Origin of the sequence: Streptomyces albicerus (assembly GCF_008905045.1) — a bacterium.
GTDB lineage: Bacteria > Actinomycetota > Actinomycetes > Streptomycetales > Streptomycetaceae > Streptomyces > Streptomyces albicerus.
This window is the reverse complement of sequence record NZ_VWMY01000020.1, coordinates 134,848-160,730: the sequence shown is the minus strand read 5'-3', so window position 1 is coordinate 160,730 and position 25,883 is coordinate 134,848. Positions and strand designations below refer to the sequence as shown.

The 25,883-nt window shown below is 69.1% G+C and carries 19 protein-coding genes, 7 tRNA genes and 1 riboswitch; of the genes, 14 read left to right on the top strand and 12 right to left on the bottom strand.

The window, feature by feature from the left end; translation table 11 throughout:
• A partial coding sequence (trmB, locus tag GAS53_RS19925) for a tRNA (guanosine(46)-N7)-methyltransferase TrmB (RefSeq protein ID WP_151478997.1) occupies positions 1-776 on the top strand: 776 nt, incomplete at its 5' end.
• Positions 777-919: 143 nt separating this feature from the next.
• Positions 920-2,239, top strand: a complete 1,320-nt coding sequence (locus tag GAS53_RS19920; RefSeq protein WP_151478973.1) for a PrsW family intramembrane metalloprotease — start codon at positions 920-922, stop codon at positions 2,237-2,239.
• A 127-nt stretch (positions 2,240-2,366) separates the two neighbouring features.
• On the opposite strand, the gene GAS53_RS19915 is transcribed toward GAS53_RS19920, so the two are convergent.
• The 4 genes from GAS53_RS19915 to GAS53_RS19900 all read right to left on the bottom strand — a co-directional run bounded on the left by GAS53_RS19915 (position 2,367) and on the right by GAS53_RS19900 (position 6,453).
• Positions 2,367-3,311, bottom strand: a complete 945-nt coding sequence (locus GAS53_RS19915) for an aldo/keto reductase (protein WP_151478972.1) — start codon at positions 3,309-3,311, stop codon at positions 2,367-2,369.
• 178 nt (positions 3,312-3,489) lie between these two features.
• Complete coding sequence (locus GAS53_RS19910; protein WP_151478971.1) at positions 3,490-4,533, bottom strand: M23 family metallopeptidase; 1,044 nt, start codon at positions 4,531-4,533, stop codon at positions 3,490-3,492.
• Between the two features lie 11 nt (positions 4,534-4,544).
• Positions 4,545-4,701: riboswitch (cyclic di-AMP (ydaO/yuaA leader) on the bottom strand.
• A gap of 418 nt (positions 4,702-5,119) precedes the next feature.
• Positions 5,120-5,193 (bottom strand) — tRNA-Met (locus GAS53_RS19905).
• Between the two features lie 114 nt (positions 5,194-5,307).
• Positions 5,308-6,453 (bottom strand): dihydrofolate reductase family protein, encoded by a 1,146-nt coding sequence (locus GAS53_RS19900; protein WP_151478970.1) that lies wholly within the window; start codon positions 6,451-6,453, stop codon positions 5,308-5,310.
• Positions 6,454-6,587: 134 nt separating this feature from the next.
• Between GAS53_RS19900 and GAS53_RS19895 the strand changes: the two genes are divergently transcribed.
• Both GAS53_RS19895 and GAS53_RS19890 read left to right on the top strand, forming a co-directional pair.
• The gene (locus GAS53_RS19895) at positions 6,588-7,103 is read left to right on the top strand and encodes a MarR family winged helix-turn-helix transcriptional regulator (RefSeq protein WP_151478969.1); all 516 of its coding nucleotides are present in this window, start codon (positions 6,588-6,590) and stop codon (positions 7,101-7,103) included.
• Between the two features lie 181 nt (positions 7,104-7,284).
• On the top strand, positions 7,285-7,911 hold the full coding sequence (locus GAS53_RS19890) for a GTP cyclohydrolase II (protein WP_151478968.1): 627 nt from the start codon (positions 7,285-7,287) through the stop codon (positions 7,909-7,911).
• Positions 7,912-8,066: 155 nt separating this feature from the next.
• Here GAS53_RS19890 and GAS53_RS19885 read toward each other — a convergent pair.
• From GAS53_RS19885 to GAS53_RS19865, 5 genes are all read right to left on the bottom strand, one after another.
• Positions 8,067-8,139 (bottom strand) — tRNA-Lys (locus GAS53_RS19885).
• A gap of 143 nt (positions 8,140-8,282) precedes the next feature.
• A complete protein-coding gene (locus tag GAS53_RS19880; protein ID WP_151478967.1) occupies positions 8,283-9,818 on the bottom strand; it encodes an amino acid permease in 1,536 nt (511 codons plus the stop codon).
• Positions 9,819-10,012: 194 nt separating this feature from the next.
• Positions 10,013-12,214, bottom strand: coding sequence for a DEAD/DEAH box helicase (locus GAS53_RS19875; protein ID WP_151478966.1), 2,202 nt, complete (start codon positions 12,212-12,214; stop codon positions 10,013-10,015).
• A 244-nt stretch (positions 12,215-12,458) separates the two neighbouring features.
• Complete coding sequence (locus GAS53_RS58380) at positions 12,459-12,986, bottom strand: hypothetical protein (RefSeq protein ID WP_151478965.1); 528 nt, start codon at positions 12,984-12,986, stop codon at positions 12,459-12,461.
• 109 nt (positions 12,987-13,095) lie between these two features.
• Positions 13,096-13,446, bottom strand: coding sequence for a metallopeptidase family protein (locus GAS53_RS19865; RefSeq protein WP_151478964.1), 351 nt, complete (start codon positions 13,444-13,446; stop codon positions 13,096-13,098).
• A gap of 135 nt (positions 13,447-13,581) precedes the next feature.
• On the opposite strand from GAS53_RS19865, the gene GAS53_RS19860 reads away from it, so the two are divergent.
• The 8 genes from GAS53_RS19860 (at position 13,582) to GAS53_RS19825 (ending at position 20,542) form a co-directional block, all read left to right on the top strand.
• Entirely contained in the window at positions 13,582-15,141 is a 1,560-nt protein-coding gene (locus GAS53_RS19860; protein WP_151478963.1) for a metallophosphoesterase family protein, read from the top strand.
• Positions 15,142-15,221: 80 nt separating this feature from the next.
• Positions 15,222-15,294 (top strand) — tRNA-Glu (locus GAS53_RS19855).
• A gap of 39 nt (positions 15,295-15,333) precedes the next feature.
• Positions 15,334-15,408, top strand: a tRNA-Asp gene (locus tag GAS53_RS19850).
• A 24-nt stretch (positions 15,409-15,432) separates the two neighbouring features.
• Positions 15,433-15,509, top strand: a tRNA-Phe gene (locus GAS53_RS19845).
• A gap of 156 nt (positions 15,510-15,665) precedes the next feature.
• Positions 15,666-15,766: transfer RNA gene (locus GAS53_RS19840), tRNA-OTHER, on the top strand.
• A gap of 178 nt (positions 15,767-15,944) precedes the next feature.
• On the top strand, positions 15,945-19,913 hold the full coding sequence (hrpA, locus tag GAS53_RS19835; RefSeq protein WP_151478962.1) for an ATP-dependent RNA helicase HrpA: 3,969 nt from the start codon (positions 15,945-15,947) through the stop codon (positions 19,911-19,913).
• Between the two features lie 94 nt (positions 19,914-20,007).
• A tRNA-Asp gene (locus tag GAS53_RS19830) sits at positions 20,008-20,082 on the top strand.
• 265 nt (positions 20,083-20,347) lie between these two features.
• Positions 20,348-20,542 carry a DUF6274 family protein gene (locus tag GAS53_RS19825; RefSeq protein ID WP_151478961.1) on the top strand — a complete coding sequence of 65 codons (195 nt, stop codon included), beginning with the start codon at positions 20,348-20,350 and terminating at the stop codon, positions 20,540-20,542.
• 472 nt (positions 20,543-21,014) lie between these two features.
• Here the strand turns inward: GAS53_RS19825 and bldC are convergent, their stop codons facing one another.
• Positions 21,015-21,221: a developmental transcriptional regulator BldC gene (gene bldC / locus GAS53_RS19820; RefSeq protein ID WP_027749187.1), complete on the bottom strand. Its 207-nt coding sequence runs from the start codon at positions 21,219-21,221 to the stop codon at positions 21,015-21,017.
• A 588-nt stretch (positions 21,222-21,809) separates the two neighbouring features.
• Positions 21,810-22,664, bottom strand: a complete 855-nt coding sequence (locus GAS53_RS19815) for a hypothetical protein (RefSeq protein WP_151478960.1) — start codon at positions 22,662-22,664, stop codon at positions 21,810-21,812.
• Positions 22,665-22,898: 234 nt separating this feature from the next.
• Here GAS53_RS19815 and GAS53_RS19810 point away from each other — a divergent pair, with 234 nt between their 5' ends.
• Complete coding sequence (locus tag GAS53_RS19810; RefSeq protein ID WP_151478959.1) at positions 22,899-24,002, top strand: Leu/Phe/Val dehydrogenase; 1,104 nt, start codon at positions 22,899-22,901, stop codon at positions 24,000-24,002.
• Between the two features lie 302 nt (positions 24,003-24,304).
• Positions 24,305-24,556, top strand: coding sequence for a DUF3073 domain-containing protein (locus tag GAS53_RS19805; protein WP_151478958.1), 252 nt, complete (start codon positions 24,305-24,307; stop codon positions 24,554-24,556).
• A 215-nt stretch (positions 24,557-24,771) separates the two neighbouring features.
• Here GAS53_RS19805 and purM read toward each other — a convergent pair whose 3' ends face one another.
• Positions 24,772-25,866 (bottom strand): phosphoribosylformylglycinamidine cyclo-ligase, encoded by a 1,095-nt coding sequence (gene purM, locus GAS53_RS19800; protein ID WP_151478957.1) that lies wholly within the window; start codon positions 25,864-25,866, stop codon positions 24,772-24,774.
• Positions 25,867-25,883 lie beyond the last annotated feature (17 nt).

Genomic DNA, 25,883 nt, shown 5'->3' with positions numbered 1-25,883 from the left:
CCCCCCGGCCCCCCCGCCCGAAGGGCGAACCCCGCTTCCCCGACGGCCCCCGCGCCGACCCGGCCGGCTCACACTTCGAGCGCCGAATCCGCAGCTTCCAGCCCCGCCGAAGCCGGGTCACCCACGGCCAGGCGGACGCGCTGCAGCGCCTGTGGCCCAAGTGGGGACTGGACATCGACGGCCGACGGACCCTCGACCTGAAGGAACTGTTCGGCGCCGACATCCCGGTCGTGCTGGAGATCGGATTCGGCATGGGCGAGGCGACCGCACAGATGGCCGCCGAGGGCCCCGGCACAGGGATCCTCGCAGTCGACGTCCACACACCAGGCCAGGGCAACCTGCTGAACCTCGCAGACCGTAACGGCCTGTCCAACATCCGCGTCGCCAACGGCGACGCGATCATCCTGCTCCGCGAGATGCTGACGCCGGACTCCCTCGACGGCCTGCGGGTCTACTTCCCGGACCCCTGGCCCAAGAAGCGCCACCACAAGCGGCGCCTGATCCAGCCGGAGTTCCTCACCCTCGCCGCGTCCCGCCTCAAGCCGGGCGCACTCCTGCACTGCGCGACGGACTGGGAACCGTACGCCGAAGTGATGCTCGAAGTCCTCACCGCCCACCCGGACTTCGAAAACACCCAGCCGAACGGCGGCTTCGCGCCACGCCCCGCCTTCCGCCCCCTGACCCGTTTCGAAAGCCAGGGACTGACCAAGGGCCACGCGGTGAACGACCTGCTCTTCCGCCGCGTACCGCTTTCCGCGGACAGCACAGACAACTGAGCGCTCCGTGCACGCTCCGGCGCGCAACGTGCGCGTCGTGGGGCTGATCGCGCCCCCACGACGGAGCGGCACAACGTCACGGCTCCGCGCCCCTGACAGGGCGCTCTCGCGGGCCAAGCCCCTCCGTCGTTAGGGTCGTTGTCATGGCCACCAGCCCCCTATACCCGACGCACTACCCCGGCCTCCCCGCCGCAGGCGGAGGCGGAGGCCGGCGTCGGCACGCTCACTGGTGGCAGCGCAAATGGGTCCGCTACGGCGCACTGATCACCCTGCTCACGCTCTCCGGCCTGGTCATCCTGGCCCTCGTCCGCGAACAGACCGGCACCGAGGGCTTCTTGGTGGGCCTGGGCCTCTCCGTACTCCCGGTCCCGCTCCTCGTCGCGGCGTTCCGCTGGCTGGACCGAGTCGAACCGGGCCCCTGGCGAAATCTCCTCTTCTCCTTCGCGTGGGGCGCCTGCGCGGCCGCGCTGATAGCCATCGTCGCGAACAGTTTCGCGACGAGATGGATAGCAACAGCAACGGCGGACCCGTCCAGCGCGGACACCCTCGGCGCAACGGTCATAGCACCGATCGTCGAGGAATCAGCGAAGGCAGCCGCGGTCCTGCTCGTCTTCCTGTTCCGCAGACGCGAGTTCACCGGCATCCTCGACGGCGTCGTCATCGCAGGCGTCACCGCGACCGGCTTCGCGTTCACCGAGAACATCCTCTACCTCGGCACGGCGTTCGGTACCGACCAGCTCACCGGCGACAGCGGCATCGCCTCCGTAACGGCCGCGACCTTCTTCGTACGCGTGATCATGTCGCCCTTCGCGCACCCGCTGTTCACCGTGCTCACCGGCATCGGCTTCGGCATCGCCGCGTTCTCGGCCGACCGCCACCACGTGCGCCGTGTCCTCCTGCCGGTCACGGGCCTGCTGCTCGCGATGGGCATGCACGCGATGTGGAACGGCTCGTCGGCCTTCGGCGAGTACGGCTTCTTCGCGGTCTACGCGGTGTTCATGGTCCCGGCCTTCGGCCTGCTCACCTGGCTGGTCGTCTGGACACGGCAGCGCGAACTGGGCACGGTCCGCTCCGAACTGCCCGCGTACGCCATGGCGGGCTGGCTCACCGCACCCGAGCCGTTCGTCCTGGGCTCGATGAAGGCGCGCCGGCTGGCCCGCGAGTACGCCACGCATCACGGCGGGCGCGCGGCGGGCCGGGCGGTCGCGGAGTACGAGGCGTACGCGACGTCGCTGGCCTTCCTGCGCCACCGGGGCCGCAGCGGCCGCGCGGGCGCCGACTTCGTAGTACGCGAACGGGAACTGCTCCACGAGCTGTGGTCCCGCCGCGAACCGGCCCGCCCGGCCCTGGCGTACGCGGCCCGGGCGACGGCCCCGGTACCAGCGCTGCCGCCGTGGTACGGACCCCCGTACGGGCACCCGGCAACGACGCCGTACCCCGCGTACAACCCGTACCGCTCTTAAGAACCCGCAGAATCAGAACCCACAGAACCCACAGAATCCCAAAGCTTCGGCAGCCTCAGACAGAAGCCCAAAATCTCAGGAGCCTCAGCCAGAAACCCCGAAGCACCAGCAGTCTCAGACAAAAGCCTCAGCCAGAAGCCGCGGTCAACTTCACAAGATCGGCATCCGTGAGCGCCAGCTCCGCCACGCCCAACAGCGCCGGCAGCTGCCCCACCGTACGAGCGCTGGCGATCGGCGCGGCCACCGTAGGACGGGACGCGAGCCACGCCAGAGCAACCGTCGCGATCTCGGCCCCGCGCTCCTGCGCGACCTCGTCCAGCGCGGCAAGGACACGCCGCCCACGCTCCGACTCCAGGTGGACGCCCGCCGAACCGGCCCGGGGGCTGTCGACCTCGGCACCCGTCCGGTACTTGCCGGTGAGGAAGCCCGAGGCGAGCGCGTAATAGGGGACGGCGGCGAGGCCGGCCCGGGAGGCGATGTCCTGGCGCGGGCCCTCGTACGTGTCGCGGGAGACGAGGTTGTAGTGCGGCTGAATCGCGACGTACCGCGCGAGGCCCTCGCGCTCGGAGAAGTCGAGGGACTCCTGGAGCCGTTCGGGGGTGAGGTTGGACGTGGCGATCGCGCGCACCTTGCCGGAGCGTACGAGCTCGTCCAGGGCCGTGAGGATCTCCTCGACCGGCACGGACGGGTCGTCGAAGTGCGTGTAGTAGAGGTCGATGTAGTCGGTCCGCAGACGCCGCAACGACGCCTCGGCGGCCGCCTTGATGTTCACCGCGGACAGACCCTTGTACTGGGGGTGGGCTCCGACCTTCGTCGCGACCAGGACGTCGGCGCGGTTGCCGCGCGCGGCCAGCCAGTTGCCGATGACGGTCTCCGACTCACCGCCCTCGTTGCCCGGCACCCAGGCCGAGTACGAGTCGGCGGTGTCCACGAAGTTCCCGCCCGCGGCGGCGTACGCGTCGAGCACGGCGAAGGACTGCGCCTCGTCGGCGGTCCAGCCGAAGACGTTGCCGCCGAGGGCGAGCGGGAAGACCTCGAGATCGGACGAACCCAGCTTGCGAAGAGAAGTCATGGGTAGGCCAACAGCCGTACTGGACGGCCATATTCCACACTCAGGGTCCTACAGGTGCCCACAGACGGTCCTACAGGGGCCCACAGACCCCACAGACCCCAGATCTACGACACCCGGCTTACGTGTGTTGCGCCCCGCTTACGTGTGTTGAGCCCCGCTTACGTGTGTTGCGCCCCGCTTACGGGTTGAGCCCCTTGCTCCGCAGCCACGCCATCGGGTCGATCCCGTTGTCGGCGCCGCCCGGGTGGACCTCCAGGTGGAGGTGGGCTCCGGTCACGTTCCCCGTGGCGCCCACGCGGCCGATCACATCACCCGTGTTGACCTTCTGCCCGACGCTGGCGCTGATCGACGACTGGTGGGCGTACCAGATCTCCGTGCCGTCATCGAGGGTGAGCACCGTCTTGTAGCCGTACGACCCCTCGTAGCCGGCCTGGGTGATCGTGCCGCTGTGCACGGCCTTGATCAGCGTGCCCGTGGGAGCGGCGAAGTCGAGGCCGGTGTGCTGGCCGGAGGACCAGTACGCGCCGGACTGACCGAAGGTCGAGGTGATGGTGTACGAGGAGGTCGGCAGCGTGAACTGCTTGGCGAGCTCGGCAAGGCGCGCGGCCTCGGCCTTCGCCCTGGCCTCCTCCTCCGCCTTCTTCTTGGCGGCGGCGGCCTTGGCCTCGGCGGCCTCCCGCTCCTTGGCGGCCTGCTCGGCGGCCTTCTTCGCGGCGGCGGTCTCGGCGGCCTCCTGGGCCTCGCGGTCCACCTGGTCCTGCTGCTGCTCGGCCTGGAGCATGATGCGGGCGCGCAGGGCCTCGCCCGCGTCCGCACTGCCCTGCTCGGCGTCGGCGGTGGTCAGGCCCGCGGCGGTGAGCGGCGTGCTGGAGCCCTCGGGGGCGTCGGACTCGTCCGAGATCAGCGAGCCCACCGACGGCAGGTCGGGCACCGAGATCGACACCGGCGGCTTGCCGGTCTGCGCGGTGGCCATGCCGCCCGCGCCGACGGCGGCTATGACACCGACGCCCAGCACGGTCGAGCTGCGGGCGAGTCCTCCGCCGCGCTGCTTGGAGACGCGGTGCCGGCCGCGGAGGGGACGGACGGAATCCGCGGTGGGATTCCAGGCCTCCCAGGTCTCCTCGTCCTGGCGGATGCCGTAGCCGAAGGTGTCGAGCTTCTTCTCACCCGGCAACTCATCCGGCGGGAACGAGGTGGTGGGGGCAGGCCTGTTGGACGCCACGTGGGCGCACTCCTTTCCTTCCTTCTCGCCTACCGGGTTAGCTGACGGGTTCGGAGCAGGAAGGTCTCCTACGCGCGTCAACCACGGTGTACTCCACCGCGAAAGACACGCGATTCACCCCAATTGGTGGTTCCCCGGTTCCCTTGCGGGATTCGGCGCGTGAGCACGGAGCCGTCTCTTGTGACGGCTGGGACGACCGCGCTGCGTTATCGAACGTTAATAGACCCGGGCCCCGGATTCCAAGCTGTTCCTGATGATCGTTAAAGCTCTTGGCCTGGACTTACGGGTCATGAGCGGGGTAAATCGGGCGAGTTGATCGCCATTCAGGTACGGAAGGTTTGTTGATGGTGTGTCAGTTGTTATGCGGAGGGGCGTCGTTCGACTACTACGGGTGATATAGGTGGCCAGAGACTCCAGAGGATGAAACGAGAGGCTCCGAACTCAGGGCCGGCGCACGGCGAGCAGCACCATGACAACCTCCCGAAGGCGTCGACGCCCTCCCGGCGGAGGCGAGGCGCACGTCATACAGGCACGCAAAAACGCCTGGGGCCGGAATCCTTGTCGGATTCCGGCCCCAGGCCTTCAGTAGCGGGGACAGGATTTGAACCTGCGACCTCTGGGTTATGAGCCCAGCGAGCTACCGAGCTGCTCCACCCCGCGTCGTTAAGACCAGTGTACGCCATCCGCGGGACCCGAAGCGCACAGGTTTACGTCGCCTGCCCTTTACCCCCGGTTCGAGACGAATCACCTGGGGTCGGAGACGAAACGCGCCGCTCAGCCGAGATGGCGGTTGGGCGCCTTCGCCGAGGCTTCGTACTCCGGGAGCACGAGGACATCGGCGCCCTCCGCGGCCAGCAGCCCGCTCCCGTCCGCGGACGCGACGAAGGTGTCCGGCTCGCGCCATGCGGTGACCACCCGGCGTACCCCCGCGTCGAGGATCAGCCGGGCGCAGGGCGCGGGACGGGAGGCGCGGCGGGCGCACGGCTCCAGGCTGCTGTAGACCGTGGCGGTCGCGAGCCGCGGATCGTCCGGCCCGATCTTGGCGAGCGCGGCCTCCTCGGCGTGCGACACGGGGTCGGACTCACGGGAGTGGCCGCGGGCCAGTTCCGTACCGTCGGCGGCGACCACGACCGCGCCGACGCTGAACGCCGTCCGCGAGGGCGGGCACTCGGCGGCCAGTTCGCAGGCGAGCGCCAGCCACCGGTGATCGGCCGCGGAGGGGACGTTGCCGGTGCCGGGCGCGGTGGGGACGTACCGCATGAGGACGACGTCCCCCACGGGCCGTGTCTCGACCAGCCGCATCCGGTTCCGGGGGCCGCCCGGATATCCACCGGGCCCGAACAGCCGTGGCGCGCCCGGCTCCCCCACGACGAGCGGCGCGACGGCGAGCTGCAGTTCGTCGGCGAGCCCCTGCTGGAGGAGCTGGGTGTGGACGCGGCCGCCGCCTTCGACCATGAGGCGCCGCACGCCGCGTATGTCGTGGAGGTGCGCGAGGACGCCCCGCCAGTCCACGTCTCCCGACCCCACGGGGACGACATCGACGTCATCGTGCCCGCGCAGCGCGTCCGTGGCCCTCTGGACGCCCTTGTCGGACGTATAGACGATCTTCTCGCCACCCGTGGACCAGAAGTTGGCGGTCGGGTCCAGGTCACCGCTGCCGCTGACGGTGACCTTCAGCGGGTACTCCGGCCGTCCGGCGGCGACCCGGGCCGCGCGCCGCTCGGCGGAGTTGACGAGGAGGCGGGGGTTGTCGGCGCGCAGGGTGCCCGCGCCGACCAGGATCGCGTCGGACTCGGCCCGTACCTCGTCGACCCGGTCGAAGTCGGCGGGCCCGGAGAGGAGCAGCCGTCCGGGGCCGGTGTCGTCCAGGCAGCCGTCGAGGGAGACGGCAGCGGACAACAGGACGTAGGGGTGGGGCATGTACGCGCTCTCTTTCGGACTCTTCGGAACCCTTTGGGACTCTTTGGGACTCTTTGGGACTCTTTCGGAGGCAGGGTGTGGACCGGCCGAAGATCGGACTTGGTTCAAGTTTGAAGCAAACTTACACTGGGCGCATGACGACCCGCTGGCTCACCCCCGAGGAGCAGCGCGCCTGGCGCGCCTACATCGCCGCCTCCCACCTCCTGGAGGACGCGATCGACCGACAGCTCCAGCAGGACGCCGGCATGCCGCACCTGTACTACTCCATCCTGGCCAACCTCTCCGAGGCCCCGGACCGCAGTCTGCGCATGACCGACCTCGCCGAGAAGACGAAGATCACCCGTAGTCGGCTGACGTACGCGGTGACCCGCCTGGAGAAGGACGGGGCGGTACGCCGTGAAGGATGCCGCATGGACAAGCGGGGCAGTATCGCGATCCTGACCGACGATGGAATGGCCGTCCTCGAGCGCACGGCGCCCGGCCATGTCGAGACGGTCCGCGCGACCCTCTTCGACAACCTCACCCCGGAGCAGGTGGGGCAGCTGGAGGAGATCTGCACGGGGATCGCGCGCGGGCTCGAGGGCGACGATCCGCAGACCACACCCGACGACGTCCCGTGGCGCCGTCGCTCGTCGAGCTCTTGTACGTGAGTCCGTACGAGCACACACGTGAATCCATTTGAGCACATATGCGGGGCACATAAAGGCACGTGAACCGCACCACATCCACCACCGTCACACATTGCTTCAACTTTAAAGCATGAGGTAGGGTCTCGATCCGAGGAACTGCTTCAAAACTGAAGCAGATGAGAACCCGGACCGGAGTACCCGCATGCCCGACTTCCCCGCCGCCACCCCGCGCTCGCGCGTCCGGGTACCGCTGCGCTTCCACGACAGCTACAGCGTCGACGCCGAACTGGTCACCTTCCACGGACTGGCCGACGGCCAGGAACACCTGGCGATGGTCCTCGGCACCCCGTCGACGACCCCCCTGGTGCGCCTCCACTCCGAGTGCCTGACGGGCGACGTCTTCGGCTCGTCCCGCTGCGACTGCGGCCCCCAGCTCCGCGAGGCCGTCGAACAGATCGCCACCCGCGGCGGCGTACTCCTCTACCTCCGCCAGGAGGGCCGGGGCATAGGCCTCTACAACAAGCTCGACGCGTACGCCCTCCAGGACGAGGGCCTCGACACCTATGCCGCCAACACGGCGCTCGGCCTCCCCGAGGACGCCCGCGACTACACGGCGGCGGCCCAGATGCTGACAGCCCTCGGCGTCACGGAGCTGGACCTCCTCTCCAACAACCCCGACAAGGCGAACCAGCTCCGGGACCTGGGCATCACCGTCAACCACCGCGTCCCGACGGGCGTTTTCACGACGCCCCACAACGTCCGCTACCTGCGGGCGAAGGTCCTGCAGACCCAGCACACACTGCCGCTTCCGGAACTGACGGCGGGCTGACAGGAGTTCGTACGGCGGCCCCTAAGCCTCCCCGAGACCGCTTAGCGGGACTCAATGCTCAGCATGGGCCCGGAACGCAGCAACGCCCGAGTCAGCAGAAGCCGACCCGGACGCCGCACCGCGGATCAGGGGTCATATCGCCTGCCCGCCATCGGTAGACCCTGTGGGACTCGAACCCACAACCAATGGATTAAAAGTCCACTGCTCTGCCAATTGAGCTAAGGGTCCACGCACCGGCTCACGCCGATGCCCGCACCGACCCGCGTCGATGCAGGAACGAGCATAGCCGGACGAGGCCAGGACTCCGATCGGGTATCGGTGACCCGGCCGTGCCGCGAGGGCGGAAGGGGGTGGATGGGGGTGGCGGAAAGTTACGGATCCACCGGATCCGGGGCGCCCGCACGGGCCGCCTCGCGGGCCACGGTGCGTTCGTGGTCCGGGTTGAGGAACCAGTGGCGGGCCGAGGCGAACCACCAGGCCGCGGCGAAGCCGAGGACGGCCAGGACCGCGATCGGGGCGTAGTTGAACGTCTCCCAGGTGACCGGGGAAACCTGCGGGAGCATGAAGAGGATCGTGATCACGACCACCCACCCGACCGCCACGACCCCGATCAGGCGGGACCAGCGGCCCAGATGCCACGGACCGCGTTCGAAGCCGTCACCCTTGCGCAGCCGCAGCAGCGTCGGGATCACATACGCGATGTAGAGGCCGATCACGGCGATCGACGTCACCGCCGCGTACGCGGTCACATTGATCAGGTACGGCAGGCCGAGGACCAGCGCCCCGAGCGCCGCCAGCCACACCGCCGCGACGGGCGTACGCGTGCGCGGGTTCACCGTGTGCCACACGTGGGAGAACGGCAGCGCCCCGTCGCGCGAAAAGGCGTAGATCATGCGGGAGTTGGCGGTCACGGACGCCATGCCGCAGAACAGCTGCGCGCCGATGACCACCAGCAGGAGGAGCTTGCCCGCTGTCGCGCCCAGCGCGTCCAGGAGGATCTGGGCGGGCGGCACCCCGGTCGGCGAGCCGAGGGCCCCGTCGTACGACTGGATCGCGAAGGTGAAGCCCAGCAACAGGACGAAACCCGCTATCCACGATGTCCAGATGGACTGCACGATGCCCTTCGGGCCGGCCGTCGACGCGTCGTGCGTCTCCTCCGTCATGTGCGCCGAGGCGTCGTACCCGGTGAAGGTGTACTGCGCCATCAGCAGGCCGAGCAGCACCACGTACATGCTGCTGCCCCAGCCCGTGTTGTTCACGAACTCCGTGAACACGAAGGACGCCGACTGGTGGTGGTCCGGCGCGAAGGTCAGCGCGCCCACGATGACCGCCACGCCCACGACGTGCCACCACACGCTGACGCTGTTGAGGAGGCCGACGATGCGTACGCCGAAGGTGTTCAGCAGGCCGTGCAGGATCAGGATCCCGGCGAAGAGCAGGATCGTACGGCCGGGTGTGACCTCGAAGTCGAACTGGAGATTCAGGTACGCGCCCAGGAACGAGGCCGCGCCGAAGTCGATGCCCGCGGTCACCGCGACCTGGCCGAGGACGTTGAACCAGCCCGTGAACCACGCCCAGGCCGCGGCCGTACGCGGCGGTGCCAGACGGTGGGCCCAGAAGTACAGGCCGGCCGACGTCGGGTACGCCGAGCAGATCTCGGCCATCGCGAGCCCGACGAACAGCGTCATCAGGCCGACCGCGACCCAGCCCCAGGTGATCACGGCGGGCCCGCCGGTGTTCATGCCGAACAGATACAGCGTCATGCATCCCGAGAGCACCGAGATGATCGTGAAGGAGACCGCGTAGTTGGAGAACGCCGACATGCGGCGGGCGAGAACCTGCGTGTAGCCGAGCTGGGCAAGCCGTTCTTCGTCCGACAGCCCACGTGTCCTGGCGTCATCTGTCATGCCCCCAGCAATTCCCTCACCAGGGGTATGACATGCGCCACAGAGGACTTCGTTTGGCCGGAAAGGGTGGCCAAATCGCATGGCTCGGAACGAGCCCCCTCAGGTCGTGCAAGGAGCGGGTACGCCGAAGGGCCCGGCCGACCGAGGTCGTCCGGGCCCTTCAGTGATGCTCAGCGGCCGTTCAAGCCGACGTTTCAGCCGTTGCGCTTCCAGCGCGGCTTGTCATCACGACGCCCGAAGGACGAGCCGGAGCCCGAACCGGCGCCACGGTGGTCGTCACGACGGCCGTACGGGCGGTCATGGCTGCCGGTGCGGAAGCCGCCGCCGGCCGGACGGTCATCGCGACGGTCACGGTTGAACGGGCGGTCGCTGCCGCGGTGGCCGGCCGGACGGTCGTCCCGGCGGAAGCCGCCAGTCGCCGGGCGGTCGCCGTCACGACGGTCGCGGTTGAAGCCGCCCGAGGGACGGTCGTCACGACGGTCACGGTTGAGGCCACCACGGTCGCCGTCACGACGGTCATCGCGACGGAAGCCGCCCGACGGACGGTCGTCACGACGGTCGAAGGAACGGCCACCGCGGTCGTTGTCACGGTTGAAGCCACCCGACGCCGGGCGGTCGCCGTCACGGCGGTCACGGTTGAAGCCGCCCGAGGGACGGTCGTCACGACGGTCACGGTTGAAGCCACCACGGTCGCCGTCACGACGGTCGTCACGGCGGAAGCCGCCCGAGGGACGGTCGTCACGACGGTCACGGTTGAACCCGCCACGGTCGTTGTCACGACGGTCGTCCCGACGGAAACCACCCGACGGACGGTCGTCACGACGGTCACGGCGCTCGTAGTTGCCCCGCTCGTCACGACGCTGACGCGGCTCCTCGCGCACCGCCTCGGCGGCCTCCTGCGCGACCGTCTGCTCGGCGACGGCGGCCGCGGCGGCCTCCACGACGGCAGCGGCCTCGGCCAGCGCGGCCTCCGGGTCCTCGCCCCGCTCGCGCGCGGCCCGCGCGATCAGCCGGTCCGCCTCCTCGCGCAGCTCGGCGGCACGCCGCTGCGCGCGCTCCAGCTGCTTGGTGAGCTGCGAGACCTCACGCTCGGCCTGCTGCGCCGCGTTGCCCGCCGACTCGGCCTGGACCTCGGTCATCGACCGGGCACCGGTGATGTCCGCGACCTCCGGGTCGAAGGCCGCACCGCCCTGGATGATGTGACGCGAGGCGTCGACGCCCGCGTCCTCCATCAGACGGAAGATCTGCCGGCGCTGGTGCGGCAGGGACAGCGACACGACCGTGCCGGAGCGCCCCGCGCGGGCCGTACGGCCGGAGCGGTGCAGGTAGTCCTTGTGGTCACCGGCCGGGTCCACGTTCAGCACCAGGTCGATGCCGTCGACGTGGATACCGCGGGCGGCGACGTCGGTCGCGACCAGCGCGTTGACGTAACCGTCCTTGAAGTCGGCCAGCGTCCGCGTCCGCGCCCCCTGCGTCATGCCGCCGTGCAGCGCGTCGGCCTTCACGCCCGACTCACGCAGCTGCTCGGCGATACGGTCCGCGCCCAGCTGCGTACGGACGAAGATGATCGTGCGGCCCTTGCGGGAGGCGATCGCGGCCGTGACCGGCGCCTTGTCCTTCGGCTTCACGATGAGGATGTGGTGCGACATGGTCGTCACCGCGCCCTGGGCGGCGTCGACCTCGTGCGTCACCGGGTTGCTCAGGTAGCGCTTGACCAGCGTGGAGATCTCGTTCTCCATCGTGGCCGAGAACAGCATGCGCTGGCCGCCGCCCGGGATCTGGTCGAGCAGCTCGGTGACCTCGGGCAGGAAGCCCAGGTCGGACATCTGGTCGGCCTCGTCGAGGACGGCCACCTCGACGTTCGCGAGGGAGCAGGCGCCGCGGTTGATGATGTCGCGCAGCCGGCCCGGGGTGGCGACGAGGATGTCGACACCGCGCTCCAGGGCGTAGATCTGGTTGCCCATCGACGTACCGCCGCAGACGACCTTCATCTTCAGGCCGAGCACGTCGCCGTACGGCTGGAGGGCGTCCGCGACCTGCATCGCGAGCTCACGCGTCGGCGTGAGGATGATGCCGCGGGGCTTCTTCTTCTCGGTGTGACCGCCGGACAGCCGCGCGAGCAGCGGCAGACCGAACGAGAGGGTCTTGCCGGAGCCGGTGCGGCCACGGCCGAGGATGTCCTTGCCGGCCAGGGCGTCCGGAATGGTCGCGGCCTGGATCGGGAAGGGGGTGGTCACGCCGTTCTGCGCGAGCTTGCGCACAACGCCCTCGGGGAGACCGAGAGTGTCGAAGGTGACCTCGGGAACCGCGGGAGCCGCGGTCTCGTCGGTCGCCTCGACCGTGTCGGGCGCCTCGTTCTCGGGCACGACGACGTGATCAGTACTGGAAATGGACATGCGAATGCGAAACCTTCCGGAGTCTCGTCGGCACGCGCCCGTCAACTCCGTGATTTCGCAAACGACCGCCTCAATGCGGTCAGCCACGGCAAGGGAGAGTACGCGCCACGCGGCGCGCTCTGTGATGGCGCCGGGCAAATGGGATCAAACGATCTACCACCATACGCACCCTCCACCCCTCAAGGCAAACCGAGCCGATAGCCCCAGGTCAGCCCACCTCTCAGGCCCTCGCCCAGGCCGCCGCTCAGCCCTCGGCCCCGGCCCGCGGCGCCGGCTCCCGCCGCTCGGCGAGCTGCGGCGCGGGCTCCGGATGCGCCGAGGACGACGGCTCGGCCGTGGTCGGATCCGGCGACGGCGTGGGCGTCACCTTGGTGGGTGTCGGCTCCGGATCGGGACGCGTCGGCGTGGGCTGCGCCTTCGTCGGCGAGGACGCCCCCGGCCTGGGCTTCTTCCCGCCCTTCCCGCCGTCCCCGTCCCTGCCGGGCTTCGACGGAACGGCCGACGCGCTCTCCCCGGCCGACGGCGACGCCGACCCGGACGCCGACTCACTCGGCTTCGCCGCACCGTGTTTTCCGTCACGCGCCCCGTGATAGCCCGAGCCCCCGCCGCTCACCGCCGAGCCACCGTCCGGCGCCTCACCACCCCGCTGCCCCGCCGAGTGCGAGGGCTTCGCACGCCCTCCCTCGTCGTCACCGACGCTCATACAGCCTGCTGACACGGCAACGGCCAGGGCCGCGGCGGCCAGACGGACGGGTACGTACATGGCGCGCACGGGCAGCCACCTCCGAGGCGGAATGAGGAGTCCCCCTGCCCAACTCCCGCCGCCCGCAAGAAGACACGCGACCGCACGGGAGAGACGTCAGCCACATCCGGGAGCGACGTCAGCCGTATCCGAGGGCGTGCAGCCGCGCGTCGTCGATCCCGAAGTGGTGAGCGATCTCATGCACCACGGTCACCTCGGTCTCGGCCACCACGTCCTCACGCGTATCGCACATCCGCAGCGTCGGCCCCCGGTAGATCGTGATCCGGTCCGGCAGCACCCCGGCGTACCACTCACCGCGATCCGTCAGCGGAGTCCCCTCGTACAACCCGAGCAGCTCGGGATCGTGGCTCGGCGGTTCGTCCTCGACGAACACCGCCACGTTGTCCATCAGCCGTGTCAGCTCCGGCGGAATCCGGTCCAACGCCTCGGCGACCAGTTCCTCGAACTCCTCGCGCGTCATCTCCAGCACAGGGCCATTGTCCGGTACGGACGCCCGGGCGGTGCGGGACGCCGCGTACGAGCGCCCGTCCCCGAGCCCGTACGACCCCTGTGAGAGACCGCGCCCCGCCGCATACCCACCCCGCCCTTTGGGCATACGGGACCAATGGCCCGCGTCCCCGCTGCCGCCACCGCTCTGCACCGCGTAGGAAAGGCTCCACGTGCCTTCGTACGCCACTACCGCTCACGCCGTACGCACCCGGTCATCGAACTCGTCCACCAACCGCATCCGTACACCCGCGCCCTCGGCCTCATCGCCGTCGTCCTGTTCGGCGCGTGGCTCGGCCTGCTGATCGTCGGAAACGTCCGTGCGCCGGTCGGTCCGATGGACACCACCATGACCCTGCGCCCCTCCGTCACGGGCGGCACGAAGATCAACGTGTCCCCGCTCGGCGCCCTCGAACTGCGCAGCCACATTGCCCCCCTCCGCCTCGACGTGGACGTCGACCAGCTCGACCCCGTCCGCTCCCAGGCCCTCGTCGACCACCCCGAACGGCTCTCCGGCCTCCAGGACGAGGTCGCCCGAGACGTCGGCCACGGCACCCTCGACCTCGCCGTACGCTCCTGCGTCGCCGTGGTCTCGGGCGCGACGGCCCTCGGCCTCGCGGTCTACCGCCGCCCACGCCGAGCCCTCGCGGCCGGCGGCCTGGCACTGGCACTGCTGGCCGCCTCCGCAGCGACAGCCTTCGCGACGTGGAACCCGAAATCGGTCCTGGAACCGAAATTCTCGGGTCTCCTGAGCAGCGCCCCCTCGGTCGTCGGCAACGCCCGCAGCATCGTCAGCGAATTCGACGTCTACCAGAAGGAGTTGGCGCGCCTGGTGACGAACGTGACGAAGCTGTACGACGCCACGTCCACGCTCCCCGCGTACGAACCGGACCCCTCCACCATCCGCGTCCTGCACGTCTCCGACATCCACCTCAACCCCGCCAGCTGGAAGATCATCGCCTCACTGGTGAAGCAGTACGAGATCGACGTCATCGTCGACTCCGGCGACACCATGGACCACGGAACGGCGGCGGAGAACGGCTTCCTGGACCCGGCCGCCGACCTCGGCGCCCCCTACGTCTGGGTGCGAGGCAACCACGACTCCCGGATCACCCAGAGCTACCTGGAGCGGATGAAGAACGTGCACGTCCTGGACGACGGACGGGCCGTCTCGGTGGCCGGCCTGCGCTTCGCGGGCATCGGCGATCCGCAGTTCACCCCCGACCGCTCGGAGCGGGACGGGGAAGCCCCGTCGGAGGAACTGGCGGGTGCGCGTCTGGCGTCCGCGCTCCGCGACCAGGAAGCGGCAGGCACACCGGTGGACGTGGCCATCGCCCACAACCCGGACGCCGCCCGGCAGACGGACGGCGATGTACCGCTGGTGCTGGCCGGGCACCTCCACCACCCGGAGATGGAGGTCATGAAATACGGCACGCGCCTGCGCATCGAGGGCTCGACCGGCGGCAGCGGGCTGCGGGCGCTGGAGCAGCAGTACCCCGACCCCATCGAGACGTCGATCCTCTACCTCGACCGCGACACCCGCCGCCTCCAGGCCTGGGACGAGATCAAACTGGGCGGCCTGGGCCTGACGACGGCCGAGGTCAGCCGCCATCTCCCGGAGGAAAACCAACCAGGCGCACCGTCCACTCCGCCCGCCACCCCCTCGCCCACCCCGTAAACCGTTTTGGCGATCCCTCCCGACATCCCATATGCTGCTCACGTCCCCGACGCGCTGCGAGGCGCCCAGGCGGGCCGATAGCCCTCATCGTCTAGCGGCCTAGGACGCCGCCCTTTCAAGGCGGTAGCACGGGTTCGAATCCCGTTGGGGGCACGCAATCCCGTGTGCGAGACTGTTCGCACACAACAGCTTGGTCCTGTGGAGCAGTTTGGAGTGCTCGCCACCCTGTCAAGGTGGAGGCCGCGGGTTCAAATCCCGTCAGGACCGCTGCGACTCGCCCGCGAGTCGCGTGGCTGGGTAGCTCAGTTGGTACGAGCGATCGCCTGAAAAGCGATAGGTCGCCGGTTCGACCCCGGCCCCAGCCACCACCCGAAGGCCCCGTCCAGACGGACGGGGCCTTCCGCGTACCCCGACATGGCACCAGCAAGTCCACGATCGTGCCGCAGCGGCGCAACGACACCGCCGCCGCGCCAGAGCCACGACAGCCGACTTCCCACCCGCTGCGACTCGCCCGCGAGTCGCGTGGCCGGGTAGCTCAGCCGGTACGAGCGATCGCCTGGCTGCATCCGATTGCGGCTGCGCCGCGGGCGATAGGTCGCCGGTTCGACCCCGGCCCCAGCCACCACCCGAAGGCCCCGTCCAGACGGACGGGGCCTTCGTCGTGCGCGTGCGCCGGCGAGGGCACAGGAGAGGCCGGCAAGGCAGAGGAGACCGGGCCGCCCGCTCCCCGCCCGCTCCGCGTGAGCGGCCCCGTGCAAAAGCGTTCGCTCCTCGTTTCCCCGAGGTGAGATCCTGGACCGCGTATGTCTACGCATCCTGCCCCCGCCCTCGGCGATATCGCCCCTCGTCTGGCCGAGCTGTCCCTGCGCGACGCGCACCGGCTCGGGCGCAGGCTCGAGGGTGCGCGCCGGATTCGCAAGCCCGAGGCCCGGGCCGCTGTCGCCGCCGAGATCGAGACGGAGGTCGCCAGGGCCGAGGTCCGCATGGCCGAGCGGCGCACGCGCGTGCCCGCCGTCACGTACCCCGAGCAGCTGCCCGTCAGCCAGAAGAAGGACGACATCGCGGACGCCATCCGTGATCATCAGGTCGTCATCGTCGCCGGTGAGACCGGGTCCGGCAAGACGACGCAGATCCCGAAGATCTGTCTGGAGCTCGGGCGCGGGGTCAGGGGGATGATCGGGCACACACAGCCGCGTCGTATCGCCGCCCGTACCGTCGCCGAGCGGGTCGCGGAGGAGCTGGACACGCCTCTCGGCGAGGCCGTCGGCTGGAAGGTCCGCTTCACCGACCAGGTGAACCCGGACGGCACCTTCGTGAAGCTGATGACGGACGGCATCCTGCTGGCCGAGATCCAGACGGACCGCGAGCTGCGCGCGTACGACACGATCATCATCGACGAGGCGCACGAGCGGTCGCTGAACATCGACTTCCTGCTCGGGTATCTAGCTCAGCTGCTGCCCAAGCGGCCGGACCTGAAGGTCGTCATCACCTCCGCGACCATCGATCCCGAGCGGTTCTCCCGGCATTTCGGGGATGCGCCGATCGTTGAGGTCAGCGGGCGGACGTATCCCGTCGAGGTGCGCTACCGGCCCCTCCTCGAAGAGGACGGCGACGATGCCGACCGCGACCAGATCACCGCGATCTGCGACGCGGTCGAGGAGCTCCAGGGGGAAGGCAAGGGCGACATCCTCGTCTTCCTCTCGGGAGAGCGGGAGATTCGTGACACCGCGGATGCGCTGACCAAGAAGAACTACCGGTTCACCGAAGTGCTGCCCCTGTACGCCCGTCTCTCGCACGCCGAGCAGCACCGCGTCTTCCAGCCGCACACCGGGCGCAGGATCGTTCTGGCGACCAACGTCGCCGAGACGTCGCTGACCGTCCCGGGCATCAAGTACGTGATCGACCCGGGCACCGCCCGCATCTCCAGATACAGCCACCGTACGAAGGTGCAGCGGCTGCCCATCGAGCCGGTCTCGCAGGCCAGCGCCAACCAGCGCAAGGGCCGCTGCGGACGGACCAGCGACGGAATCTGTATCCGGCTGTACACCGAGGACGACTTCCTCGCCCGGCCGGAGTTCACGGACGCCGAGATCCTCCGTACGAACCTGGCGTCCGTCATTCTCCAGATGACCGCGGCCGGGCTCGGGGACATCGAGAAGTTCCCGTTCATCGACCCGCCGGACCACCGCAACATCCGCGACGGCGTCCAACTGCTCCAGGAACTCGGCGCGTTGGATCCGACCCAGAAGGACGTACGCAAGCGGCTCACGGAGACCGGGCGGAAGCTCGCCCAGCTGCCCGTCGACCCGCGGCTCGCCCGCATGGTCCTGGAGGCCGACAAGAACGGCTGTGTGCGCGAGGTCATGGTGATCGCCGCCGCGCTCTCCATCCAGGACCCGCGCGAGCGGCCGGCCGACAAGCAGACGCAGGCCGACCAGCAGCACGCCCGCTTCAAGGACGAGACGTCCGACTTCCTGGCGTACCTCAATCTCTGGCGGTACCTGCGTGAGCAGCAGAAGGAGCGCGGCTCGTCGTCCTTCCGCCGCATGTGCAAGCAGGAGTATCTGAACTTCCTGCGGATCCGCGAGTGGCAGGACATCTATTCGCAGCTGCGGACGGTCGCCAAGCAGATGGGCATCCATCTGAACGAGGACGATGCCCCCGATCAGCAGATCCATCTCTCGCTTCTCGCCGGGCTGCTCTCCCACATCGGCATGAAGGACGTGAAGGAGGCCGGGGGAGAGGGCGGGAGAAACACAGGGAAGAACGAGTACCTCGGCGCCCGGAGCGCCAAGTTCGCGATCTTCCCGGGCTCGGCACTCTTCAAGAAGCCACCGCGCTTCGTCATGTCCGCCGAGCTCGTCGAGACCTCCCGTCTCTGGGCCCGGGTCAACGCGAAGATCGAGCCGGAGTGGGTCGAACCGCTCGCGGAGCACCTGCTGAAGCGCACGTACAGCGAGCCGCACTGGGAGAAGGACCAGGCCGCGGTGATGGCGTACGAGAAGGTCACGCTGTACGGCGTGCCGATCATCGCCCAGCGGAAGGTCAATTACGGGCGGATCGACCCGGAGGTCTCCCGCGAGCTGTTCATTCGCAACGCGCTCGTCGAGGGCGACTGGCGTACGCACCACAAGTTCTTCGCGGACAACCGCAGACTCCTCACCGAGGTCGAGGAGTTGGAGCACCGCGCGCGGCGTCGCGACATCCTGGTGGACGACGAGACGCTGTTCGACTTCTACGACCAGCGGGTGCCCGAACACGTCGTGTCGGGCGCGCACTTCGACTCCTGGTGGAAGCACAAGCGGCACGACGAGCCCGAACTGCTCGACTTCGAGCGGTCGATGCTCATCAACGAGCGTGCGGGGGATGTCAGCAAGGACGACTATCCGGACTCCTGGCGTCAGGGCCGGCTGAAGTTCCGTGTGACGTACCAGTTCGAGCCGGGCGCGGACGCGGACGGCGTGACCGTCCACATCCCGCTCCAGGTCCTCAACCAGGTCACGGACGAGGGCTTCGACTGGCAGATCCCGGGCCTGCGCGAGGAGGTCGTCACGGAGCTGATCCGGTCCCTCCCGAAGCCGATCCGGCGGAACTACGTCCCTGCCCCCGACTTCGCGCAGAAGTTCCTGGAGCGGGCGGTGCCCCTCCAGGAGCCGCTGACGACGACGATGGCGCGCGAGCTCAAGCGCATGGTCGGGGTGCCGCTGACGGCCGACGACTTCGACTGGTCCCGGGTTCCCGACCATCTGAAGATCACCTTCCGGATCGTCGACGAGCGGCGGCGCAATCTGGCCGAGGACAAGGACCTGGAGGCGCTGCAGCTGCGCCTGAAGCCGAAGGCACGGCAGGCGATCTCGCAGGCCGCGGCGGCGACGGCCGAGCGCACGGGCGGCGAGTCCCTGGAACGCAAGGGCCTCACGGACTGGACGATCGGCTCCCTCACCCGTGTCTTCGAGACGCGCCGGGCCGGCCAGCCGGTGAAGGCGTACCCCGCCCTGGTCGACGACGGCGACACGGTCTCCGTACGCCTCTTCGACACCGAGGCCGAGCAGCAGCAGGCCATGTGGAAGGGCACGCGGCGGCTCATCCTGCGCAACATCCCGGTGAACCCGGCGAAGTTCGCGTCGGACAAGCTCACGAACCCGCAGAAGCTGGCCCTGTCCGCGAACCCGCACGGCTCCATCCAGGCCCTCTTCGACGACTGCGCGATGGCTGCGGCGGACAGACTGATCGGGGACTTCGGCGGGCCCGCCTGGGACGAGGAGTCGTACCGGAAGCTGTACGAGAAGGTGCGCGCGGAGATCGTCGACACGACGGTCCGCACGGTCGGCCAGGTGCAGCAGGTCCTCGCCGCCTGGCAGGCCTGTGAGCGCCGTCTGAAGGGTGTACGGAGCGCTGTGCTGCTCGCGAACCTCACGGACGTACGCACACAGCTGGACGCCCTCGTGAAGCCGGGCTTCGTCACGGAGACGGGTCTGCGTCGTCTGCCGGACCTGATGCGCTACCTGGTCGCGGCGGACCGCCGGCTCCAGCAGATGCCGACGAACGTCCAGCGGGACACGAGCCGTATGGAGAAGGTCCACGAGATGCAGGACGAGTACGCGTGGCTGCTCGAGCAGATGCCGCAGGGCCGTCCCGTCCCCTCCTCGGTCCTGGACATCCGCTGGATGATCGAGGAGCTCCGCGTCAGCTATTTCGCGCACGCGCTGGGCACGGCGTACCCCGTCTCCGACAAGCGCATCGTGAAGGCCATCGACGCGGCTGTCCCGTAACGGCTCCCGTACGCAGGGTGAGTTCGCCCTGGGGGCTCACCCTCCTGTACAGTCTCTTCTCGCAGCGCAACGCACGATTGGCCCTGCGAAACCTGGTCCTGTGGAGCAGCTTGGAGTGCTCGCCACCCTGTCAAGGTGGAGGCCGCGGGTTCAAATCCCGTCAGGACCGCAGTAGATGAAGGGCCCAGCATCCGACAAGGATGCTGGGCCCTTCTTCATGCGCCCTGGGCGCCCCCTCAGGGGCGCGGGGAACTGCGCGACCAGCCCCCACGGCGCCGCAGCCGCACACCGCACCGCAAGGCCCCTGACGCCGGCATCCGACCAACACCGGCCTCACAAGCCTCGCTCGCCCCGCGGAGCGCCACCTGGGCTTGACGCCGTCACATTCCCCCAGTACCTAGAAACCAGGGCCCAAGACCCCACCGGAGGTGGCCATGGCCGTGTCCGCGAGGCACGAGACACGAGCTCTGCTCCGCGCCCATCTGTCGGCGGCCTCCGGGTACCGCCATCTGACGCGGCACTGCCCGATCTGTCATCGGCTCCTGCGGCTGGCCACGGAGACCGCTCCAAGCGGCACGGAGAGCCCCGACGAGAGCCCCCAAGAGGACGAGAGCCCGTCCCCGGCGTAGGCAAGGCGGCCAGTGCTCCGCGCGTCAACTGTCGCCCGGGCGGCGCCAGATGCGCACAATCCCCTTTAGCGCAGGAGCACCACACGCAACAAGGACCCCGACATGTGATGGGTGTCACCGCATAAGTTTTCAAACCTGCGGAACTTACCCCCCACATACAACTGGTCAATTTAATATGTGCAATTGCACCCAGCTCAGAGGCCTCGCACAGCTGATCCGACAGCCCTCCCCAGACTGCGACAAGGCCGCTCACAGTCCGGCCCGGCACTCCGCGACCAGGGCATCAGCAGGGCACAAAAAGATCGCGCTGGACCCGGCGGAGTCCAGCGCGATCTACGACGCACCCTTGTTGCTTGAGGTTCTTGCTCGGGCGTGGACCCCGTTGGGGCAGGATCCGCGTCGCTTGGAGCTTGGGTTCGGGCGTACCGACAAATGGGGGACCTGCCGAAATGCCCTGCTATGGAGTTGTTGTTCAGACTTCGCTGCGCTGCTGCGGGATACCCGCAAGCAGAGCGCGGACTTCGGCTTCGCGGTAACGGCGATGCCCGCCGAGCGTCCGGATCGAAGTGAGCTTGCCGGCCTTCGCCCACCGCGTCACCGTCTTCGGGTCCACGCGGAACATCGTGGCAACCTCAGCGGGGGTCAGCAGCGGCTCGGCATCAGGGGTGCGAGCGGTCATGAGCGGCCTCCTCGGGAGAACCGAACCTTCTCGGTTCTTTCCTCTAAATTCTGCACCTTGACCCGCGTTGCCCGAAATGGCGGACGCGGGCCGAGTCGGTTATAGGACGAACGGCTTGTCCTCGGCACTACAACTACACCATCTGTCCAGCCACGTCGGCCAAACCGATGGAATTGCCCTCCCAGGTGTTCATCAGCGACGGAAGCCGATGGACCATGCCATAGCGGACAGTCACGCCACTGTGACGATCAGTCACAGGACGATCAGGAGTCACGAGACCCCCCATAGCGTGCAATGCTGAGATTCCACCCATACGCGGGCAGAAGGAGCCCTCCCCGGACTCCTTGTCCTATTTTGGCATGAGGAGGGGCGTTAGGCGCAAGGTCCGCGTTAGTGCCGTCCGTCACGCTTACCCCGTACGACCCGGATCGGGACTTACGTCCTGTCAGATCCCGTGACACAAAGGAACCCTCGGCCCGGCGAACGAACCACGGGCCCCGGCAAGCGAACAGCAGGCCCCGGTATGCGAACCCCGCAGCACGTGGTCCGCGGAAGTGCCATCGGTTCCTCAGGAGTCCCGCCGGCCCCTCAGTTCGCGGAGCGACGGTCCCGTACCGAACGCCACCGCTCCACGAGCCGACCGTACGCCTCGCCGGCCCCGGCACCGTCGCCCGTGCGCAGCGCCTCGATGCCCTCGGCGACATCGGCCGCCGAGTGGTCGCCGTCGAGCTCGCCGGCGGGCAGGACGTGCACCAGGCCGCCGTAGTCCAGCTCCACCAGCGAACGCGGGTGGAACTCCTCCAGCCAACGCCCCACGTCCACCAGGCCGTCGATGAGCGGTCCTTCGTCGAGGGTGTCCCGCAGTGTCCGCAGGGCCCGCGCCACCCGCCGCCGGGCCTGCACCATCGGCGTCCGGTAGCGGAGCACCGGCGCGTCCTCCTCGGCACCGGAGCCGGCCCCCTTGCCGAACTCGCGCTCCTCGTCCGACACCAGCACGAACCAGTTCAGCGGCACCTGCCAGGTCGACGTGCGGATCCAGGGCCGGGCGTCGGGGTTGCGGGTCAGCCAGCGCTCGTAGTCCTGGGCCGTCTGGCGCCGTACGACCGGGGGCAGGACCGCGTCCAGGACCGGCGGCGGCAGCTCCTCGGCCAGGTCGCCCAGGGCCTGCCAGCCGCGCAGCCGGGTCCGCCAGGGGCACACGCACAGCACGCCGTCCACGTCCACGACGAACGCGTCGCCGCTCTCGTGTACTGGCACCGGGACAGGCGGGGTGGGCAGCAAGTCGGCCAGCGACCGGCGCAGTTCGTCCTGATAGGAGGGGCGGTCCGGGCGGCGGGCATAGCGCGCCCAGTGGCCGCGCTCCGGCTCGGGGAAGGCCGCCAGCGGTTCGTACACGCGGAGATAGGACGCGTACGGGACGATCAACGAGGACACCTTGGGCACGCTTGCTCCCTCCCCCGCCGACCAAACGGAAAACCCGCGAAACCTGCGCACAAGAGCGCGGGAAAACACTGCAAATCGTCCCACGCCCCATCGTGACCGTACTCCGGGAGAGGGTGATCCTGACCACTGCGCGGATGGCGGTCCCGTACAGGCTCTAATCTCGTGCCACACGGACCCCCGCCACCCGTACGAGGGCCGCCCCGAACCGCCGCTTCTTACCTGGGAGTCACCACCGTGACCGACGTAACCGGCGCCCCTGCCGATGTACTGCACACCCTGTTCCGCTCGGATCAGGGCGGCCATGAGCAAGTCGTGCTCTGTCAGGACCGGGCCAGTGGCCTCAAGGCCGTCATCGCGATCCACTCCACCGCTCTGGGCCCCGCCCTCGGCGGTACGCGCTTCTACCCGTACGCGAGCGAGGCGGAGGCCGTCGCCGACGCGCTGAACCTCTCCCGCGGGATGTCGTACAAGAACGCCATGGCCGGGCTCGACCACGGCGGGGGCAAGGCCGTGATCATCGGCGACCCGGAGAAGGTCGAGCCCGCTCAGAAGACTGCGCTGCTGCTCGCCTACGGGCGGTTCGTCGCTTCCCTCGGTGGCCGGTACGTCACCGCCTGCGACGTCGGCACGTACGTGGCCGACATGGACGTCGTGGCGCGCGAGTGCCGCTGGACCACCGGGCGCTCCCCCGAGAACGGCGGCGCGGGCGACTCGTCCGTCCTGACCGCCTTCGGCGTCTTCCAGGGCATGCGGGCCTCCGCCCAGCACCAGTGGGGCGATCCGTCGCTGCGCGGCCGCCGGGTCGGCATCGCGGGCGTCGGCAAGGTGGGGCGCCACCTGGTGGAGCATCTGCTGGACGACGGCGCCGAGATCGTGATCACGGACGTACGGGAAGAGGCCGTACGGGGGATGCTGGCCAAGCACCCGTCCCGTGTGACGGCCGTCGCGGACACCGACGCGCTGATCCGGGTGGAGGGGCTCGACATCTACGCTCCCTGCGCGCTGGGCGGCGCCCTGAACGACGACTCCGTGCCGGTGCTCACCGCGAAGATCGTCTGCGGTGCGGCCAACAACCAGCTGGAGCACGCGGGCGTCGAGAAGGACCTCGCGGACCGCGGGATCCTCTACGCGCCGGACTACGTGGTGAACGCGGGCGGTGTCATCCAGGTCGCCGACGAGCTGCACGGCTTCGACTTCGAGCGGTGCAAGGCGAAGGCCGCGAAGATCTTCGACACCACGCTGGCCATATTCGCACGTGCGAAGGCGGACGGGATTCCGCCGGCCGCGGCGGCCGACCGGATCGCCGAGCACCGCATGGCGGAGGCGCGTCGTCCCTGAGGTCCGGGACAGCTGTTCGGGACGTCCGGCGGGTACCTGCCGGCGGGTGTTGGAGAGAACTCTCACGTTCGTCGGCGGGTCGTTCGCCGAGAAGAGGTTAAAATCGCGGTTGACCAGCGAGGACAGGGCGCCTCGAGGGTTCTGGGCGTAGGCGCGTCCTGCGGGCGACGTACCGTATGGGCGCGGGCTCAGGTACCGTGGAAGCCCTACGGACCGGTCTCTCCGCGGAGAGCCCGTTCCAGATCATGAACGCGTGTCAAGACTCTGGGGCCGTCGAGCCCCGTCACCGAGGGGGTCGAGCCATGGGGCGCGGCCGGGCCAAGGCCAAGCAGACGAAGGTCGCCCGCCAGCTGAAGTACAACAGCGGCGGGACTGACCTGTCGCGTCTGGCCAACGAGCTGGGCGCTTCGACTTCGCAACAGCCGCCGAATGGCGAGCCGTTCGAGGACGATGACGAGGAAGACGACCCGTACGCCCAGTACGCGGATCTCTACAACGACGACGAGGACGAGGACGACGAGTCCGGTCCCACGTCGCAACGCCGCGGCGCTTGACGCTCCAGCTGAGCTGTTCGTTTTAGCTGCGCTTCACCCGGTCCGGACCGGTTTATTGCCGGACCGGGTTTTGCGGTTGCGCTCCGCTTGGAGCGGGGGTAGCTGCGGCGCGTTGTGATCTGCGGGCTGTCGTGGGCTGGTCGCGCCCATGCGGCGGAGCCGCATATGTCACAGCCCCGCGCCCCTAATGGGGCGCCTCTGATGGGGCGTGTTGATCAGTTCGCGTAGTCGTTGATCAGGGTTGCGCCCGTCTCGTGGGTGTCTCGGTCTGTGATCTCGCCTGCCACCCAGGACTCCACGCCGCGGTCCTCCAGTGTGGCGAGGGCCACGTCTGTGGACTCCTGCGGGACGATCGCGATCATGCCGACGCCCATGTTCAGGGTCTTCTCCAGCTCCAGGCGGTCGACCTGGCCGGTCGTGCCGACGAGGTCGAAGACGGGGGCCGGGGTCCAGGTGGCGCGGTCGACGGTCGCGTGCAGGCCGTCCGGGATCACTCGGGCCAGGTTGGCCGCGAGGCCGCCGCCCGTGATGTGCGAGAACGCGTGTACGTCGGCCGTACGGGTCAGTGCCAGGCAGTCCAGCGAGTAGATCTTGGTGGGCTCCAGGAGCTCCTCGCCGAGCGTCCGTCCGAACTCCGCGATGTGCTGGTCGAGCTTCAGCTTGACGCGGTCGAACAGGACGTGCCGGACGAGCGAGTACCCGTTCGAGTGAAGGCCGGAGGCCGCCATGGCGATCACCGCGTCACCCTTACGGATACGATCCGCGCCGAGCAGCCGGTCGGCCTCGACCACGCCCGTGCCCGCGCCGGCGACGTCGAAGTCGTCCGGGCCGAGCAGCCCCGGGTGCTCGGCCGTCTCGCCGCCCACGAGGGCGCAACCCGCGAGGACACAGCCCTCGGCGATGCCCTTCACGATGGCGGCCACACGCTCCGGGTGGACCTTGCCGACACAGATGTAGTCGGTCATGAAGAGCGGCTCGGCGCCGCACACCACGATGTCGTCCATCACCATCGCGACCAGGTCGTGGCCGATGGTGTCGTACACGCCGAGCTGCCGGGCAAGGTCGACCTTCGTGCCGACGCCGTCCGTGGCGGAGGCGAGCAGCGGGCGCTCGTACCGCTTCAGAGCGGAGGCGTCGAAGAGGCCGGCGAAGCCGCCGAGGCCGCCGAGGACCTCGGGGCGCTGCGTCTTCTTCACCCACTCCTTCATCAGTTCCACGGCGCGGTCGCCCGCTTCGATGTCGACGCCCGCGGCTGCGTAGCTGGCACCTGTCCCCGGGGACGCAGTCCCCAAGTCGGACTCAGTAGTCATGACTGTGAGAGCTTTCG